This window comes from Pseudomonas sp. DrBHI1 (assembly GCF_002205115.1).
Lineage (GTDB): Bacteria > Pseudomonadota > Gammaproteobacteria > Pseudomonadales > Pseudomonadaceae > Aquipseudomonas > Aquipseudomonas mosselii.
In genome coordinates, this window is sequence record NZ_NIBE01000127.1 from 82,191 (window position 1) to 98,643 (window position 16,453).

Sequence of the window (16,453 nt, forward strand, 5' to 3'; positions counted from 1 at the left end):
CCCGGCGATCTTTGCATGCTGCTAAAACCCCGGGGCTGCTACGCAGCCCTTTCGCGACACAAGTCCGCGCCCACAAGACCAAGTGTAACTTTCAAGGCAATTAGCCACGCTCACTCCCCTGACTTGCTCAACGAATAATCCCGCAACTTGTTGGCAATGGTCGTATGGGAAACCCCCAATCTTTTCCCCAGCGCCCGGCTACTTGGAAATTCACTCATCAAACTTTCCAATACCGCCTTTTCAAACCGCCCGACAATTTGCGAAAGATCGCCATCCAGGGAAAACTCGCCCAATGGCTGGCGTGCGCCATAATCCGGCAAACGGATATGTTCGCTCTTCACCACCCCGCCCTCGCACAACGACACCGCCTGGAACAGCACGTTCTCCAGCTGGCGCACGTTGCCCGGCCAATGATATTGAGCAAGCTTGTCCATCGCCGCCGGTGCCAAGCGCGGCATCGGGCAACCGATCTGCCGGCTGGCCTGGTCAAGGAAGTGCTGCACCAGCCCCTCCAGGCCATCCATGCATTCGCGCAGCGGCGGAATATGCAGCGACAGCACGTTGAGGCGATGGTAGAGGTCCTGGCGGAACTCGCCCCGGGCACATAGCTCGGACAGGTCGACCTGGGTCGCGCAGATCACCCGCACATCCAGGTACACCTCTTCGTCACTGCCGACCCGGCGGAAACAGCCATCCTGCAGAAAGCGCAGCAGCTTGACCTGCAAGCGCGGGCTCATCTCCCCGACGCCATCGAGGAACAGCGTGCCACCGGCGGTAAGCTCCAGCAGCCCCAGCTTGCCTTCGGCACGCGCGCCTTCGAACGCCCCCGGGCCGTAGCCGAACAGCTCGGTTTCGGCCATCGACTCCGGCAGGCCGGCGCAGTTGAGCGCCATCAGCGGCGCCTGGCCACGGGGGCTGGCCAAGTGGCAGGCGCGCGCCAGCAATTCCTTGCCGGTACCGGTCTCGCCCTCGATCAGCAGCGGCGCATCCAGCGGCGCCATGCGCCGCGCCTCGCGCACCACCGCAGCCATCACCCGCGAGCTCTGGAAGATGCTGTCGAAGCCTCGCAGCTCCTGCTTGCGCACGTTGTAGATACGCTCGCCGATGCGATCGGCGCGATGCAGGGTGATCACCGCACCCGCCAGGGCCTCGCTGTCATCATGCTCCGACTGCAATGGCGCGATATCAGCGAGGAACACATCGCCCTTGACCTTGATGCGCAGGCCGTTGATGCGCGACTTGTTGGCGCGGATCAGCTCCGGCAGGTCGAAGTCCTCGACATAGCGCGACAACGGAATGCCCGGCACCTCGTCCACCCGCACCCCGAGCAACTGTGCCGCGCCACGGTTGGCGGCAACGATGCTGCCACCCATGTCGATCGACAGCACCGGGAAATCCAGCGCGCCCAGCAACGCGTTCAGTTCCATGTGTCGGCGCTCGCTGGGCATCAGGCCGACGCGCTTGACCCCGAACACCCCGGCGATCGACTCGAACTTCGGCCGCAGCGCCTGGAACTGCAAGTTGATCAGGTTTGGGCAGTGCAGGTAGATGGCGTTGCCATGATCGCCGCCCACCTCGCCGCGCAACACGTTGATGCCGTACTCCACCAGCAGGTTGAGGATATCCCGCAGGATGCCGATGCGGTTCTGGCAGTGCACTTTGATACGCATGAAAGGTCTCGAAGCGGCCAAGGTTTTTACTCGGCACGCGGAAAATTCGTAAAGATAAACTGACAGAATTACCCTTCTGCCCAGCTCGATACCCGTGATTTTCCGGCACAAGGGCATTTTTGTAAAATTATCGTTACGATTTCAGGACCAGCGGATAGCCATAACTGGCCTCAACCCCGGTGCAAAGCCGCGTTTGTAGGGATATTCCTAAGGTATGTCCTGTACATAACAAGAACGCCCTCACCAGGAGAGCCACATGAAACAGACGCAATACGTGGCACGCGAGCCCGATGCGCATGGTTTTATCGACTACCCGCAACAAGAGCATGCGGTGTGGAACACCCTGATCACTCGCCAACTGAAAGTGATCGAAGGCCGGGCATGCCAGGAATACCTGGACGGCATCGAGCAGCTCAAGCTGCCCCATGACCGCATCCCCCAGCTCGGCGAAATCAACAAGGTGCTGGGCGCCACCACCGGCTGGCAGGTTGCCCGCGTGCCGGCGCTGATCCCTTTCCAGACCTTCTTCGAGCTGCTGGCCAGCAAGCGCTTCCCGGTCGCCACCTTCATCCGCACCCCAGAAGAACTGGACTACCTGCAGGAGCCCGACATCTTCCACGAGATCTTCGGTCACTGCCCGCTGCTGACCAACCCCTTCTTCGCCGAATTCACCCACACCTACGGCAAACTCGGCCTGGCGGCGACCAAGGAACAGCGTGTGTACCTGGCGCGCCTGTACTGGATGACCATCGAGTTCGGCCTGATGGAAACCGCGCAGGGTCGCAAGATCTACGGCGGCGGTATCCTCTCCTCGCCGAAGGAGACCGTCTACAGCCTGTCAGGCGAGCCGGAGCACCAGGCCTTCGACCCGATCGAGGCCATGCGCACGCCGTATCGCATCGATATCCTGCAGCCCCTGTACTTCGTCCTGCCGAACATGAAGCGCCTGTTCGACCTGGCCCACGAAGACATCATGGCCATGGTCCACCAAGCCATGCAGCTGGGCCTGCACGCACCGAAGTTTCCACCCAAGGTCGCCGCCTGAGCGCCCCTGTCGATAACAACTCAAACCGGAAAACACCCATGAATGCCTTGAACCAAGCCCACTGCGAAGCCTGCCGCGCCGATGCGCCGAAAGTCACCGACGAGGAACTGGCGGAACTGATCCGCGAGATCCCGGACTGGAACATCGAAGTCCGCGACGGCCACATGGAGCTCGAGCGCGTGTTCCTGTTCAAGAACTTCAAGCACGCCCTGGCTTTCACCAATGCCATTGGCGAAATCGCTGAAGCCGAAGGCCATCACCCGGGCCTGCTGACCGAATGGGGCAAGGTCACCGTGACCTGGTGGAGCCACTCGATCAAGGGCCTGCACCGCAACGACTTCATCATGTGCGCGCGCACCGACGAAGTCGCCAAGACCGCCGAAGGGCGCAAGTGATGCACTTCGCAGCCATCGGCCGGGTCCCTGGCGACCCGATCCTCGGGCTGATGGAGGCCTACGCCCGCGACGCCAACCCGGCCAAGTTTGACCTGGGAGTCGGCGTGTTCAAGGACGCCCAGGGTCTGACGCCGATTCCCGCGGCGGTCAAACAGGCCGAGCAGCGCCTGGTCGAACGCCAGGCCACCAAAAGCTACATCGGCGGCCATGGCGACGCGGCGTTTGGCCGCCTGGTCAGCGAACTGGTGCTGGGCAGCGACTCGCCGTTGCTGGCCAGCCAGCGCGCCGGCGCGACCCAAACCCCGGGCGGCACCGGTGCCCTGCGCCTGGCCGCGGAGCTCATCGCCCATTGCCTGCCGGGGCGTGGCATCTGGCTAAGCGACCCGACCTGGCCGATCCACGAGACGATCTTCGCCGGCGCCGGGCTCACGGTGTCACACTACCCCTACGTGGGCAAGGACAACCGCCTGAACGTCGACGGCATGCTCGCCGCGCTGGAACAGGCAGCGCAAGGCGATGTGGTGCTGCTGCACGCCTGCTGCCACAACCCGACCGGCTTCGACCTGGGCCAGGACGACTGGCGCGCGGTGCTCGACATCGTCAAGCGCCGCAACCTGCTGCCGTTGATCGACTTCGCCTACCAAGGCTTCGGTGACGGCCTGGAAGAAGATGCATGGGCGGTGCGCCTATTCGCCGCCGAACTGCCAGAACTGCTGGTCACCAGCTCCTGCTCGAAGAACTTCGGCCTGTACCGCGATCGCACCGGCGCCCTGCTGGTGTGCAGCCACGATGCCGAGAAACTGCTGGATGTGCGCAGCCAATTGGCGTTCATTGCGCGCAACCTGTGGTCGACGCCACCGGACCATGGCGCCGCGGTGGTCGCCGAGATCCTCGGTGATCCAGCGCTCAAGGCGCTGTGGGTCGAGGAAGTGAACGCCATGCGCCAGCGCATCGCCGAGCTTCGTCTAGGCCTGGTGCAGGCGCTGGCCCCACATGGCCTGGCCGAGCGTTTCGCGCACATCGCCGCGCAACGCGGGATGTTCTCTTACACCGGGCTGAACCCCGAGCAAGTGCGCCTGCTGCGTGAACGGCACAGTGTGTACATGGTCGGTACCGGCCGGGCGAACATCGCCGGGGCGGATGCACGACGCCTGGAGCAATTGGCGGCAGCCATCGCCGACGTCTGTCGCTGATATCTGGCCGATATGGCGTGGGAGCGGGCTTGCCCCGCGATAGTGCTATCGCGGGGCAAGCCCGCTCCCACGCGCCCTCCTGAAGCTCCCCTTGACCGATAGCCGACCGCTTGAACCGACCAGCGCCCGGCAAAAATCTCAAACTGTCATCCAGACTGCTGTATCCTGCCCCAGCTTTTCGAAGCCACACATGCGCCCTGGCGCCGCCTTTTCACTCACACTTGCGAGGAACGACGAGATGCATGAAATCCCGAATCTTCCCTTCCCAAGCCTGAACCCCGAAGAGCAATCCGTTGCCGCCCACGCCGAACCGACGCCCGCCGTCGACCAGGACGGCGATGATCAATCCAGCGCCGACCAGGAATAACCCGCGCACCGTTCGACAGTGTGAAAACGGCTGACCTGCGGGAGCTTCCCCATCATCACGTTTTCACACCGTCAAGACACCTTTCACGCCACGCCATATCCTCTTACCGCACCGACCTGCCCCACTCCGACAAACTGCGGCCTTCCAAAACGGAGGCTCCCGCATGTTTCGCCGCTCTCATCTCAACGCCGCCGAAAAGGCAAAAATCCTCGCCCTGACTCCCGCCGATGTCATCGTCGTAAGCGAGCTCTCCGGACCTCAGGACATCGCCACCTCGCTTAACGACCATTTCGACCAAGCCTTCGGCGTGGACGCTCTCTATCCGAGAATGCTCATGGATCTGGAGCTCGAGACAGCCCTGGAGACAGCGCTGGGTAGCGAGCACGCCAGGCTGTACCTTAATCGCTTTCTGGGACGCGAGCGCTCTCAGCCAGCGAACCACAACGACTGTGCACTCTTCTACGGCACCTTGGCCGGGCAACTGATCAAGGTTGCCGACACCGGCAGATTTCCTGAGCTGCTACCTGACTCACACCTTGACACACCTTACGCAGTCGCCAGCTTCGCCCAGGCGCTCTGGCACACCTATCCACGCCTGACACGCGCCGTCACCTACCTTGCGGCAACGCTGTTACTCCGCGGCAAACTGAGCGTGAAGCCCCTGCGCCCGCAGCAGCCCAGACTGGAACTCGACGAGCACCTTGACCTTCCCATCCTGGCCACTCACCTGTTCAAAGCGACACCCGGTCAGCATCTCTTCGAGAAACTGCTCAATGAACTGCAGGCCGCATTCTTTTACCAAGGCTTGCACTATCGTTTCGCCACTGCGCGGGAGCGCAAGACAGACAAGCCGGTCAACCAGTATGGGCGCATCACGCTGGATGGCTCCGCCCTGAACGCCCCGGCAGGCCAGGTACTGGATGCCTTGCTGGGCGCTATCACCTTCGACCGCCTGGGCCAACGCCTGGCGGCAGCAGTGCAATGGGACAGCACGCCGGCAAACGCCCCCGCGTACCGCGCCCTGGTCGAACAGACCTTGATCGATGCACTCTTTCCTGCGACCAAGTACCGTCCAGGCCATATCCTCGATTTCGCGCTGTTCAACGCACACAACAAATACCAGCATTTGAGCGAAATTCGCCTCGACCTGATCAACAGCCTGCACAGTCATCTTGGCGGCGTGCCCGCCATGGCAGAACTGGCTGCCGAACTGCTGTTACGCCGCTTCGCACCTGAGCTGCTTATCGACGACGCTCCCGACGACTATCTCTACGATCACGATGTGCGCTGGGCCAACCTGCGCCAAGGTGCCTATCTGCTGCTGGCCCAGCGCAAGCCCGTGACCTTCGCCGCTGCAGAACAAGCTACCGACCTGCCCGACAAGCAGGCTACCCCGGCGTTCGAGGGGGCCTTGGCAGCGACCGTCGCCGAGTGGGTTCAGTTGCAGGGCCTGCTCAAGCAACCTCCACCCTGGTCTAAAGCACAATGGCAACTGGCCTATGACCATTACCTCACCGCCTGGGACCGGGAGAGCCTTCGCGATGTCCCTGATCGCTTCGAGCTGGCTCGGCATGAGCTGCGCCAGGCAGGCATCGATCCGCAGGGCAGCAACGTGGACAACCAACTGCACGTCAATGCCTACCTGGATCACGGAGCAGGCTATCGGCACAGCCAACTGCCGGACGCCACGGCACGTTACGACCGCGAGTTCCAGGCATGGCGCCAACGTGCCCGGATGATCTACGCCGATGCAATGCAGCGCTTATTGCGCCATCTGCCCCAAACAGACCAGGGCCGACTGAAGAACAGTGATTGGCATTGCCATGCCGTCACATGGCCGACGTACATAGGCCCTATCAAAGGCAGCGTTCCCAGCTACGGAGACTCACCCATCGCGGACTGGAGAATGGAAATCGGCACCCAAGGCATCATCGTCCATCTCTACGGCGACACTGTCGACACCTTCTATGAGTTGTTTCCAGAGAAGCTGACCTGGCGTCGCCATGTCGTTACCAGCACACAACGCGAACGATGGATCGAGACCCTGCCTCTGGACTACACCGACTACAACGAGACCACTATTCCCTGGCAGGTCGCGCCATGGCCAACAATTGTGGAATTGGGCAAAGCGCCGATTGAACATCGCCTGGAAGCATTGATCCGCTATTACGCAGAATCCATCGCTTTGGGCAACTGCGACGCACTGTATGGCATCTGCAAAGGTACGACATCACACGAACAGTTCCTCGCCGAACAGCGCAAGGACAGTATCGGACGCTACCTGTTCAAGCTGCTGTCCAACCTGGTGCCCGGGCTAAGCTGCTTCGGCGTGCGCAATGGTACAGAAGCATTGGGCTGCGGCCTGGACGTACTTGGCACCGCGGGCAGTGCCTTCGTCTTGGGCGGACGCCTCATCAAACCCCTGGCGCGGCTCCATGGCGCAGCTGGCAAAAACGCCAAGGCGCTGCGCCTTGGCATGTTGCGAGCCGCCAGGCACTGGAAGGGCCAGCCACTGCCCACCAGGCTGCATCGCCGCGGGGCAGGCCCCAGCGACTGGCCGGGCGGCACCGACGCACGCACACGGGCCAGCCTCACCGCACCGATTCCCCAGCACAAACTGCTGCCCGGCCACAAGCCCAATGCCATCAGACTGCTGCTGGGCGAGGGCGACGATATCACCAGAGCGTGGGAAAAAGCCTCCAACCCGGTCGTCTACCCGGTGTTCATCATCCGCGACCCAGACCATGTCGACGCGATCATCAACGGAGTCCCCTATCGCCACCGCATCGGTCAGCCTGCCGGCGTGGCCGAGCGTGTGCGCAATACGCCCCTGCTGTGGGCACAAGACCCTGTACGCCAAGCACCGCCCTATCCGGATGCTCCCGCACAGGGTATCGCGCTTCAGCTGGCGCCACCCGCCAACCAGGCCGGCACGCCCGCCTACGGCCAACAAGTGAGCCACGCCTTCGAGACCATCCGTATCGAACCGCAGCCGATCACCTACCGCGCCAACGGCGCACACGGCGACAGCGTGGCGCAGGTCATGGTGCGCGAGAATCGCCTGGTGCAATACACGCAGGAAATCATTCCCGGCAGAGGACGCCAACCTGCCAGCAGTCGAAGGGCCCTCACCCCCCTGAGCGACGACGAGGCCGATGCCATGGGCCTGCTTAATCCGCCGCACTACTACGAGGACGGCGTACTGGGTTACCCGGTAAGCGAACACTGGTTCGGCCTGCCGGCCGACATGACAGTCGATCAGGTCGCGCTGTTCAGCGGCCACTGCCCACCGGTCCGGCTAGGCCGGTTGATCCGAGGCCTTGCCGACCGTCGCACCTTGCGCGGTGCGCGCGTGCAGTACCTGGACAGCGACTGGTTGTTGGTCGAAGCCGATACCGGCGTATTCTACGGCGCCCCGTTCGACTTCGAAGCCTGGCAGCGCAGCCAGACCGCCGCCTTGCGCCAGGGCACGCTGACCCCCAGCCAGTACCCCATCCCGGCACAGGACACCCGCCTGACCTTTACCCGAGTCACCGACTTGAACGCCATCGCCCAATACCTCGATGTCAGCGAAACCTATCGCATCGTGGCCACCAGGCCGAACCTGCAACAGGACATCGACAACCTCGCCGGCCTGCTGCGCGACTGGGTACGCCACAATCGACGCAGCAATCCACCCAGCGCACCGACCGCCCTGCAGAGCGCACTCGACCAGCTGGAAGAGGCGCAATACCCGGAATTTGCCCGCAACATCCTGACCTCGTCCCGGGCGCAGGATCAACTGGCCGGTTTTTCGCTGAACGATGTAACGGGACTGAACAAAATGATCATCCCCGAATTTCATAACCTGGCCAGCTTCGATGCCGTGGAGCAATTGCATGTCAACGGCGTGCTCAACCTGCTGCTACCCGCCTCGGGCGCACGCAGCGCCTACACCCCACTGAGCGTTGCCCAGATGCTGACCGACGGTGGCATGAGGCAATTGCGCCAACACCTGTCGGGGGCCAATTTCGCTTTTGCCACCGTCACCTTGAGGGACGGCAGCCGCCGCGTGTACTTCGCGTTGTCCGGTGGCCGGGCGAAACGGGGGATCGGTCTCCATCCTCCCGCGCCGGGCCAACAGCCGCCCATCGACTACATTGACGCCCGCGCCCGCATGCAGGGACTGGACCCGGATCCACGCTTCACCCACCTCCCCGTCCTGCGCCGCGCCAACTGGCTGATCATCAAGAACCACTGGCGCCATCTGGATTCCGAGCGCCTGGTCGCCTCGACGATCAACCAGGACTTGCTCGCCCGCAGTGACGAGATCGCCAGCATCAAGGTCTTCACCCTGATGGATACCTGCCGCTCGTGCGGCGGCTTCGTACTGCCGCGCCTGCGTCTTGACTATCCGAACGCTGATTTCAGCGTCAGTTGGCTGCTGCCATACAGCAACTACTGACGCTCCCCACCACCGCGACAGTGGCCCCGCTGGCCACCGTCACCTGCCCCTGCAACCTTAATCCACAGCCCTGCGCCACCAGGCTATGATGACCGCGCCTTGGTCTTATCGTTTCCGGAATCCTTCATGCTTGAGCAGCGCCCCTCCTCCCTCAGGACCACCGCCCAGGTCGTCGCCATTGTCATCTTCACCTTCATCGGCTACCTGAACATCGGCATCCCGCTGGCTGTACTGCCCAGCTACGTGCACAACGACCTTGGCTTCAGCGCCGTGGTTGCCGGCCTGGTCATCAGCGTGCAGTACCTGGCCACCCTGCTCAGCCGCCCCACTGCGAGCCGCATCATCGACAACCTGGGTAGCAAGCGGGCCGTGATGTGGGGCCTGGCCGGCTGTGGCCTGAGCGGAGTGTTCATGCTGGCCTGCCACTTCCTCACACCCTGGCCCTGGCTGAGCCTTGCCTGCTTGCTGGTCGGACGCCTGGTGCTGGGTAGCGCCGAAAGCCTGGTGGGCTCGGGCTCGATCGGCTGGGGCATCGGCCGGGTCGGCTCGCAGAATACCGCCAAGGTGATTTCCTGGAACGGCATCGCCAGCTATGGCGCCCTGGCGATCGGTGCACCTCTGGGAGTACTGATGGCCAAGAGCCTTGGCCTGTGGAGTATCGGCGCCAGCATCATCCTGCTCGGCGTGCTCGGCCTGCTGCTGGCCTGGCCCAAGCGCGCCGCGCCGGTGGTCGCCGGCGTGCGCCTGCCGTTCATGCGAGTGCTGGGCAAGGTGTTCCCCCATGGTTCGGGGCTGGCCCTGGGTTCGATCGGCTTCGGCACCATCGCCACCTTCATCACGCTGTTCTATGCCAGCCGTGACTGGCCCAACGCCGCGCTGACCCTGAGCCTGTTCGGTGCCAGCTTCATCTGCGCGCGCCTGCTTTTCGGCAACCTTATCAACCGCATCGGCGGCTTCCGCGTGGCGATCGCCTGCCTGTCGATTGAGACCCTGGGGTTGCTGATGCTGTGGCTCGCCTCCAGCGCCGAGATGGCCCTGGCCGGTGCGGCGCTGAGCGGTTTCGGATTCTCACTGGTTTTTCCCGCGTTAGGGGTGGAAGCCGTGAACCAGGTGTCGCCAGCCAACCGCGGCGCGGCGGTGGGGGCCTATTCCCTGTTCATCGACCTGTCGCTGGGGATCACCGGGCCGCTGGTGGGCGCAGTGGCGGCGGGGTTCGGATTTGCCTCGATGTTCCTGTTCGCGGCGGCAGCAGCGGGGTGCGGGTTGTTGTTGAGTTGTTATCTGTACCGACAAGCTCGACTGCAACGGGAGCGATAAACCGGGGGCGCTATGCGCCCCCAGCAATTGACTAGCGCTGCGCGTACTGCAACACCACCTCCAATGGATGACGCAACTGCTTCTCGGTCATGCGCTTGACCTGGCTGCGGCACGAGTAGCCGGTCGCCAATGCCTCACCCTGCTTGTCCAGCTTGGTCGCCCAGGACTGCTCGAAGATGGTCTTCGAGGTTTCCTGGTTGCGCGCTTCATGCCCATAGGTACCGGACATGCCGCAGCAACCGGTGACCTCGGTGACCAGCTTCAGCCCCAGGCGGGCGAACACCTGCTCCCACTGCTTGGTACTGGCTGGCACATTGGTTTTCTCGGTGCAGTGGGCCATCAGGCGGAAGCTGTCGCCCTTGGCCGGCGCCTGCTCGGGCAGCACGTTCATCAGCCACTCCTGGGGCAGCAGCACCGACGGGCACTCCACGCCATCGACCTTCTGGTACTCCTGGCGGTAGACCAGGGTCATCGCCGGATCCAGCCCCACCAACGGCACGCCGCAGTCGGCCAGGGCCTTGAGCTGGGTGGCGTTGCGCAACGCCGCCTTGGCGAAGGCACCGAGGAAACCCTGCACGTGCAACGGCTTGCCGTTGGCGCTGTAGGGCGCGAGGAACACCTTGTGCCCCAGGCGGTGGGCCAGCTCGATGAACGAGGCCAACAGTGGCGTCTCGAAATAGCGGGTGAAGGCATCCTGCACCAGCACGATGCTGCGCTCGCGCTGGGCCGGGGTCAGCTCACGCAGGGCCGGCACGCTCGCCACCTGGACCCGGCAACGGGTCAGGGTGGCCTGGAAGTTGAAACGGCTGATCAGCGGGCTGTCGACCATGCCGACCTTGTCCGCCAGCAGCCTGCTCACCCACTTCGAGCCCATCACCGCGTTGTACAGGCCCGGCGCATGGGCCAGGTACGGGATGGTGAACTCCAGCGAGCCGATCAGGTAATCGCGCAGCGGACGCTGGTAGCGGCCGTGGTACAGCTCGAGGAAGCGCGAGCGGAAGTCCGGCACATTGACCTTGATCGGACACTGCCCCGCGCAGGACTTGCACGCCAGACAGCCAGCCATGGCGTCGTATACCTCGTGGGAGAAGTCTTCCTGCCCCTGCTGGCGCGCACGGCTGTTGCGCAGGCGCGCCGGCAGCCCCTTGAACCAAGACGCCTTGCGCTGGGCGGCGGCGAGTACATCGATGTTTGCCTCGCCCTGCAGGCGCAGCCATTCGCGGATCAGCGAGGCACGCCCCTTGGGCGAGTGCTGGCGTTCGCGGGTAGCCTTCCACGACGGGCACATGGCGTCGTTGGGGTCGTAGTTGTAACAGGCGCCGTTGCCGTTGCAGTGCACGGCGCTGCCGAAACTTTGCCAAACGCGCTCGTCGATACTGCGGTCAAGGTCACCACGCAGGGTCACGCCATCCACCGGGGTCAGGCCTTCGGCGCTGTCCGACGGGGTGCAGATCTTGCCCGGGTTGAGCTGATTGTATGGATCGAAGGCGCCCTTGAGACGCTGCAATGCCGGGTACAGCTCTCCGAAGTATTCCGGTACGTACTCCGAGCGCAGGCCTTTGCCATGCTCGCCCCAGAGCAGGCCGCCATAGCGCTGGGTCAGCGCCGCCACGGCATCGGAGATCGGCTTGACCAGCGCGGCCTGGGCCGGGTCCTTCATGTCCAGCGCCGGACGCACGTGCAGCACGCCGGCATCGACATGGCCAAACATGCCGTAGGCAAGGCCGTAACCGTCAAGCAGCGCGCGGAAGTCGGCGATGTAGTCAGCCAGCTGCTCCGGCGGCACGGCGGTGTCCTCGACGAACGGCTGTGGCCGCACTTCGCCCTCGACGTTGCCCAGCAGCCCCACCGAACGCTTGCGCATGGTGTAGACCCGGGTGACCGCCTCGGCGCCCTCCGCCAGGGTATGCCCCAGGCGCTCGACGCTGGTGTCGCGCTGCAGGTGGGCGACGAACGCCTCGACCCGGGCATTGACCTCGGCCGGCTCGTCGCCACAGAACTCCACCAGGTTGATACCCAGCGTCGGGCGCTCGGCGTCGGCCGGGAAATACTCGGCGACGCTGTGCCAGACGATGTCCTTCATCGCCAGCATCAGCACCTTGGAGTCGACGGTCTCGATCGACAGCGGCTTATGCGCCATCAACGCATTGGCGTCGCGCAGGGCGTCCATGAAGCTGGTGTAGCGCACGTTGACCAGCACCGCGTACTTCGGGATCGGCAGCACATTGAGCTTGGCCTCGACCACATAGCCCAGCGAGCCTTCGGCGCCGCACAGCACGCTGTTGAGGTTGAAGCGACCCTGCTCGTCGCGCAGGTGCGCCAGGTCGTAGCCGGTCAGGCAGCGGTTGAGCTTGGGGAAGGTGCTTTCGATCAGCCCGGCCTGGGTTTGCTGGATCTCGCGGGCCATGCGGTACACCTCGCCGACCCGGCCGGGCGCGGCGCAGGCCTGCTCCAGCATCGCGTCGTCGATCGGCAGGCTGTGCAGACGCTCGCCACCGAGCAGCACACTGTGCAGCTCGAGCACGTGGTCGCGGGTCTTGCCATAGGTGCAACTGCCCTGGCCGCTGGCGTCGGTGTTGATCATGCCGCCGACGGTGGCGCGGTTGGAGGTCGACAACTCTGGCGCGAAGAACAGCCCATGGGGCTTGAGCGCGGCGTTGAGCTGGTCCTTGACGACGCCCGCCTGGACCCGCACCCAGCGCTGCTCGACGTTGATCTCGAGAATGCTGTTCATGTGCCGCGACAGGTCGACGACGATGCCGTCGGTCAGCGACTGGCCGTTGGTGCCGGTGCCACCGCCACGCGGGGTCAGCTTGATATCGCGAAAGCGCGGCTCGGCCATGAGCGTGGCGACCCGCGCCACATCGTCGGCATCCAAGGGGAACACCGCCGCCTGGGGCAGGCGCTGGTAGATGGAGTTGTCAGTGGCCAGCACGGTGCGGGTGCCGTAGTCGGCACTGATCTGACCACGGAAGCCGCTGCTCTTGAGGGCTTCGAGAAACTCGGGATAGTGGGCGGCGGGCGCACGGGGCGGCAGCTGGGCGATCATCGAAGGATGCCTCTTTGATATCGGGCTAATTCACGGAAATCTTGTCACTCCTGCATGAATGACTCATGGGAGGATATCGAACAGGCCAATGTTCCTGTAGTTTCGCGCCAGGGGCAAATGGATATTCCTGCCGCTATCAATGAGCTTTATGAATGAATTACCGCCACCTCACGCCGTCCATGTCGCTGCTGCTGGCCTTTGAGGCGGCCGCGCGGCATGAAAGCTATACCCGCGCCGCCGCCGAGCTTTCGCTGACCCAGAGCGCGGTGAGCCGCCAGGTGCAGGCGCTGGAGCAACAGTTGGGGCTCACCCTGTTCCGTCGCGAGGGGCGCCAGGTGCAGCTGACCGATGTCGGCCGCCTGTACCAGCGCGAGCTCAGCGAGGCCCTCGGCCGAATCCGCAGCGCCACCTTGCAGGCCCTGGCCTACCAGTCCGGGGTCGGCACCCTGCGCCTAGCGACCCTGCCGACCTTCGGCTCGAAATGGCTGCTGCCGCGCCTGCATGCGTTCTACAGCGCCCACCCCGGCATGCTGGTACACATTCATTCCCGTATCGAAGCCATCAACTTCGACACCAGCGAGATCGACGCGGCCATCGGCGTGGCCACCCACGACCTGCCCGGACTGGTCTGCCATCGCCTGCACGCCGAGGAACTGGTGGTGATCCTGCCACCCGAAGCCAAGGTGGACGGGCATTGGAACCCGCAAAGGATGAGCGAGGAGGTACTGCTCAACGTCGCCAACAACCCCCATGCCTGGGGAGAGTGGTTTTCCCACCATGCCCTGCCCCACCGGACGATGCGCCTTGGGCCAAGTTTCGAGCTGACCTCGCATTTGATTCAAGCGGTTCGGGCAGGCATAGGCATTGGCCTGGTGCCCAGAATCCTGGTACAGGAGGAACTGGCCAGCGGCGAACTTTTCAGCCCGGGCACACCGTTTGCCAGCCAACGCAGCTACTACCTGATCTATCCGCCCAGGAATGAGGCATTGCCTTCGCTGCGGGCGTTTCGCGGCTGGTTGCTCGAACAGATCTGAGGCCGGCACAGGAAACAAAAAAACCGATGCCAGTTACCCGGCATCGGGTTCTTTGTTGGTGCGCCTCAGCGCTTACTTGGCGATGCTGCCAGCAGCGCCATTGGCCTGGGAGCCACGCTTGCTCTTCAGTTGGTAGGCCACATACATCACCACCAGCCATACCGGCATGGCGTACACCGATACCTGGATGCCCGGGATCTGCAGCATGATGCCGAGGATCAGCACCACGAAGGCCAGCACCAGGTAGTTGCCGTACGGGTACCACAGCGCCTTGAACAGCGGCTTCTGGCCGGTGCGGTCGAGGTGCTGGCGGAACTTCAGGTGCGAGTAGCTGATCATCGCCCAGTTGATCACCAGGGTCGCCACCACCAGCGACATCAGCAGCTCCAGGGCATTCTGCGGCATCAGGTAGTTGAGCAGTACCGCGATCAGGGTCACGGCTGCCGACACCAGGATCGAACGAACCGGCACGCCGCGACGGTCGACCTTGGCCAGCGCCGCCGGGGCATCGCCCTGCTCGGCCATGCCCAGCAGCATGCGGGCATTGCAGTAGGTGCCGCTGTTGTACACCGACAGCGCCGCGGTCAGGACCACGAAGTTCAGCAGGTGCGCGGCCACGTCGCTACCCAGCAGCGAGAAGACCTGGACGAACGGGCTGCTGCCGTAGCTGCCGCCGGAAGCGTCGATGCTCGCCACCAGGCTGTCCCACGGGGTCAGCGACAGCAGCACCACCAGGGCGCCCACGTAGAAAATCAGGATGCGGTAGATGACCTGGTTGATCGCCTTGGGGATCACGGTCTTCGGCTTGTCGGCCTCGGCTGCGGTGAAGCCGAGCATTTCCAGGCCACCGAAGGAGAACATGATGAAGGCCAGGGCCATCACCAGGCCGCTGACGCCATGCGGGAAGAAGCCGCCATGGGCCCACAGGTTGGTCACCGACGCTTCCGGGCCGCCACTGCCACTGGTCAGCAAGTAGGCGCCCAGGCCGATCATGCCGACGATAGCGGCGACCTTGATGATCGCGAACCAGAACTCGGCCTCGCCGAAGAACTTCACGTTCATCAGGTTGATGGCGTTGATCAGCAGGAAGAACGCCGCCGCGGTCACCCAGGTCGGGATCTCCGGCCACCAGTAATGGACGTACTTGCCCACTGCCGACAGCTCCGACATGCCCACCAGGATGTACAGCACCCAGCAGTTCCAGCCCGACAAGAAGCCGGCGAAACCACCCCAGTACTTGTGCGCAAAGTGGCTGAACGAGCCGGCCACCGGCTCTTCGACGATCATCTCGCCGAGCTGGCGCATGATCATGAAGGCGATGAAGCCGCAGATCGCATAGCCGAGGATCATCGACGGACCGGCGGACTTCATCACGCCGGCCGAGCCCAGGAACAATCCGGTGCCGATCGCGCCACCCAGGGCGATCAGTTGGATATGGCGGTTCTTCAAGCCACGCTTGAGCTCGCCAGACTGTGAATTATGTCCACTCATGAACGAAGTCACCTGCTTGTTTTTATCTGTGACGGAATCGGACCCACCGCACTCGTGGCGCAGCGGAATGGGAAAGGTGGTTACCTTGGGTTCTTGGACGGGACTGTCCTGACGGGCGAGGTGCCCGGACGGATCAACCGGGTGTCAGCAAGAGTGCGCGGTACGCAAGGGGGTCACAGGTAAAACGCGGCGCATTGTATACCCCTGCAAACGCGCAGGCGTCAACGCGTTGCATCGTTTCCTGTGGAAAAAACGCACCGGTCCTGGGGTGAAGGCCTGAAAAGGCGGAGTGATCGGCGTACATGGCGCCTCCATTTTGTTGTTTTCGATGCCTGGCTATCCTGCCTGGCTCTGCACACGGCAATGGCGCTATCTCAGCGTTTGGGCAGAGGTTTGGGAAGGGGGGAAAGGGTGTCGGGGAGGCTCTGGCGCGCAAGTCTTGGAAAGA

10 protein-coding genes are annotated in these 16,453 nt (G+C 63.6%); 7 read left to right on the forward strand and 3 right to left on the reverse strand.

Features of this window, described 5'->3' with window-relative positions:
- Positions 1 to 110 precede the first annotated feature (110 nt).
- Entirely contained in the window at positions 111 to 1,670 is a 1,560-nt protein-coding gene (locus CC207_RS23785; RefSeq protein WP_028691073.1) for a sigma-54-dependent phenylalanine hydroxylase transcriptional regulator PhhR, read from the reverse strand.
- Positions 1,671 to 1,926: 256 nt separating this feature from the next.
- On the opposite strand from CC207_RS23785, the gene phhA reads away from it, so the two are divergent.
- The 6 genes from phhA (at position 1,927) to CC207_RS23810 (ending at position 10,431) form a co-directional block, all read left to right on the forward strand.
- Positions 1,927 to 2,715 (forward strand): phenylalanine 4-monooxygenase, encoded by a 789-nt coding sequence (phhA, locus tag CC207_RS23790; RefSeq protein ID WP_062360651.1) that lies wholly within the window; start codon positions 1,927 to 1,929, stop codon positions 2,713 to 2,715.
- Between the two features lie 38 nt (positions 2,716 to 2,753).
- On the forward strand, positions 2,754 to 3,110 hold the full coding sequence (locus tag CC207_RS23795) for a 4a-hydroxytetrahydrobiopterin dehydratase (RefSeq protein WP_028691075.1): 357 nt from the start codon (positions 2,754 to 2,756) through the stop codon (positions 3,108 to 3,110).
- On the forward strand, positions 3,107 to 4,303 hold the full coding sequence (locus tag CC207_RS23800) for an amino acid aminotransferase (protein WP_178080989.1): 1,197 nt from the start codon (positions 3,107 to 3,109) through the stop codon (positions 4,301 to 4,303). The genes CC207_RS23795 and CC207_RS23800 overlap by 4 nt, the downstream gene beginning before the upstream one ends.
- A 238-nt stretch (positions 4,304 to 4,541) precedes the next feature.
- Positions 4,542 to 4,670 (forward strand): hypothetical protein, encoded by a 129-nt coding sequence (locus CC207_RS28030; RefSeq protein ID WP_256582346.1) that lies wholly within the window; start codon positions 4,542 to 4,544, stop codon positions 4,668 to 4,670.
- 163 nt (positions 4,671 to 4,833) lie between these two features.
- A complete protein-coding gene (locus CC207_RS23805) occupies positions 4,834 to 9,114 on the forward strand; it encodes a deaminase domain-containing protein (RefSeq protein WP_088852874.1) in 4,281 nt (1,426 codons plus the stop codon).
- Positions 9,115 to 9,240: 126 nt separating this feature from the next.
- A complete protein-coding gene (locus CC207_RS23810; protein ID WP_028691078.1) occupies positions 9,241 to 10,431 on the forward strand; it encodes an MFS transporter in 1,191 nt (396 codons plus the stop codon).
- A gap of 31 nt (positions 10,432 to 10,462) precedes the next feature.
- Here the strand turns inward: CC207_RS23810 and CC207_RS23815 are convergent, their stop codons facing one another.
- Positions 10,463 to 13,480 carry an FAD-binding and (Fe-S)-binding domain-containing protein gene (locus CC207_RS23815; protein WP_088852875.1) on the reverse strand — a complete coding sequence of 1,006 codons (3,018 nt, stop codon included), beginning with the start codon at positions 13,478 to 13,480 and terminating at the stop codon, positions 10,463 to 10,465.
- 152 nt (positions 13,481 to 13,632) lie between these two features.
- On the opposite strand from CC207_RS23815, the gene CC207_RS23820 reads away from it, so the two are divergent.
- Positions 13,633 to 14,514, forward strand: coding sequence for a LysR substrate-binding domain-containing protein (locus CC207_RS23820; RefSeq protein WP_028691080.1), 882 nt, complete (start codon positions 13,633 to 13,635; stop codon positions 14,512 to 14,514).
- Positions 14,515 to 14,586: 72 nt separating this feature from the next.
- On the opposite strand, the gene CC207_RS23825 is transcribed toward CC207_RS23820, so the two are convergent.
- The gene (locus tag CC207_RS23825; protein WP_062574784.1) at positions 14,587 to 16,005 is read right to left on the reverse strand and encodes an amino acid permease; all 1,419 of its coding nucleotides are present in this window, start codon (positions 16,003 to 16,005) and stop codon (positions 14,587 to 14,589) included.
- Positions 16,006 to 16,453 lie beyond the last annotated feature (448 nt).

Excerpts from the sequence above, each read along its gene's own strand:
- CC207_RS23785 (WP_028691073.1), bottom strand. The coding sequence starts at position 1,670 with ATGCGTATCAAAGTGCACTGCCAGAACCGCATCGGCATCCTGCGGGAT.
- phhA (WP_062360651.1), top strand. The coding sequence starts at position 1,927 with ATGAAACAGACGCAATACGTGGCACGCGAGCCCGATGCGCATGGTTTT.
- CC207_RS23795 (WP_028691075.1), top strand. The coding sequence starts at position 2,754 with ATGAATGCCTTGAACCAAGCCCACTGCGAAGCCTGCCGCGCCGATGCG.
- CC207_RS28030 (WP_256582346.1), top strand. The coding sequence starts at position 4,542 with ATGCATGAAATCCCGAATCTTCCCTTCCCAAGCCTGAACCCCGAAGAG.
- CC207_RS23805 (WP_088852874.1), top strand. The coding sequence starts at position 4,834 with ATGTTTCGCCGCTCTCATCTCAACGCCGCCGAAAAGGCAAAAATCCTC.
- CC207_RS23810 (WP_028691078.1), top strand. The coding sequence starts at position 9,241 with ATGCTTGAGCAGCGCCCCTCCTCCCTCAGGACCACCGCCCAGGTCGTC.
- CC207_RS23815 (WP_088852875.1), bottom strand. The coding sequence starts at position 13,480 with ATGATCGCCCAGCTGCCGCCCCGTGCGCCCGCCGCCCACTATCCCGAG.
- CC207_RS23820 (WP_028691080.1), top strand. The coding sequence starts at position 13,633 with ATGAATTACCGCCACCTCACGCCGTCCATGTCGCTGCTGCTGGCCTTT.
- CC207_RS23825 (WP_062574784.1), bottom strand. The coding sequence starts at position 16,005 with ATGAGTGGACATAATTCACAGTCTGGCGAGCTCAAGCGTGGCTTGAAG.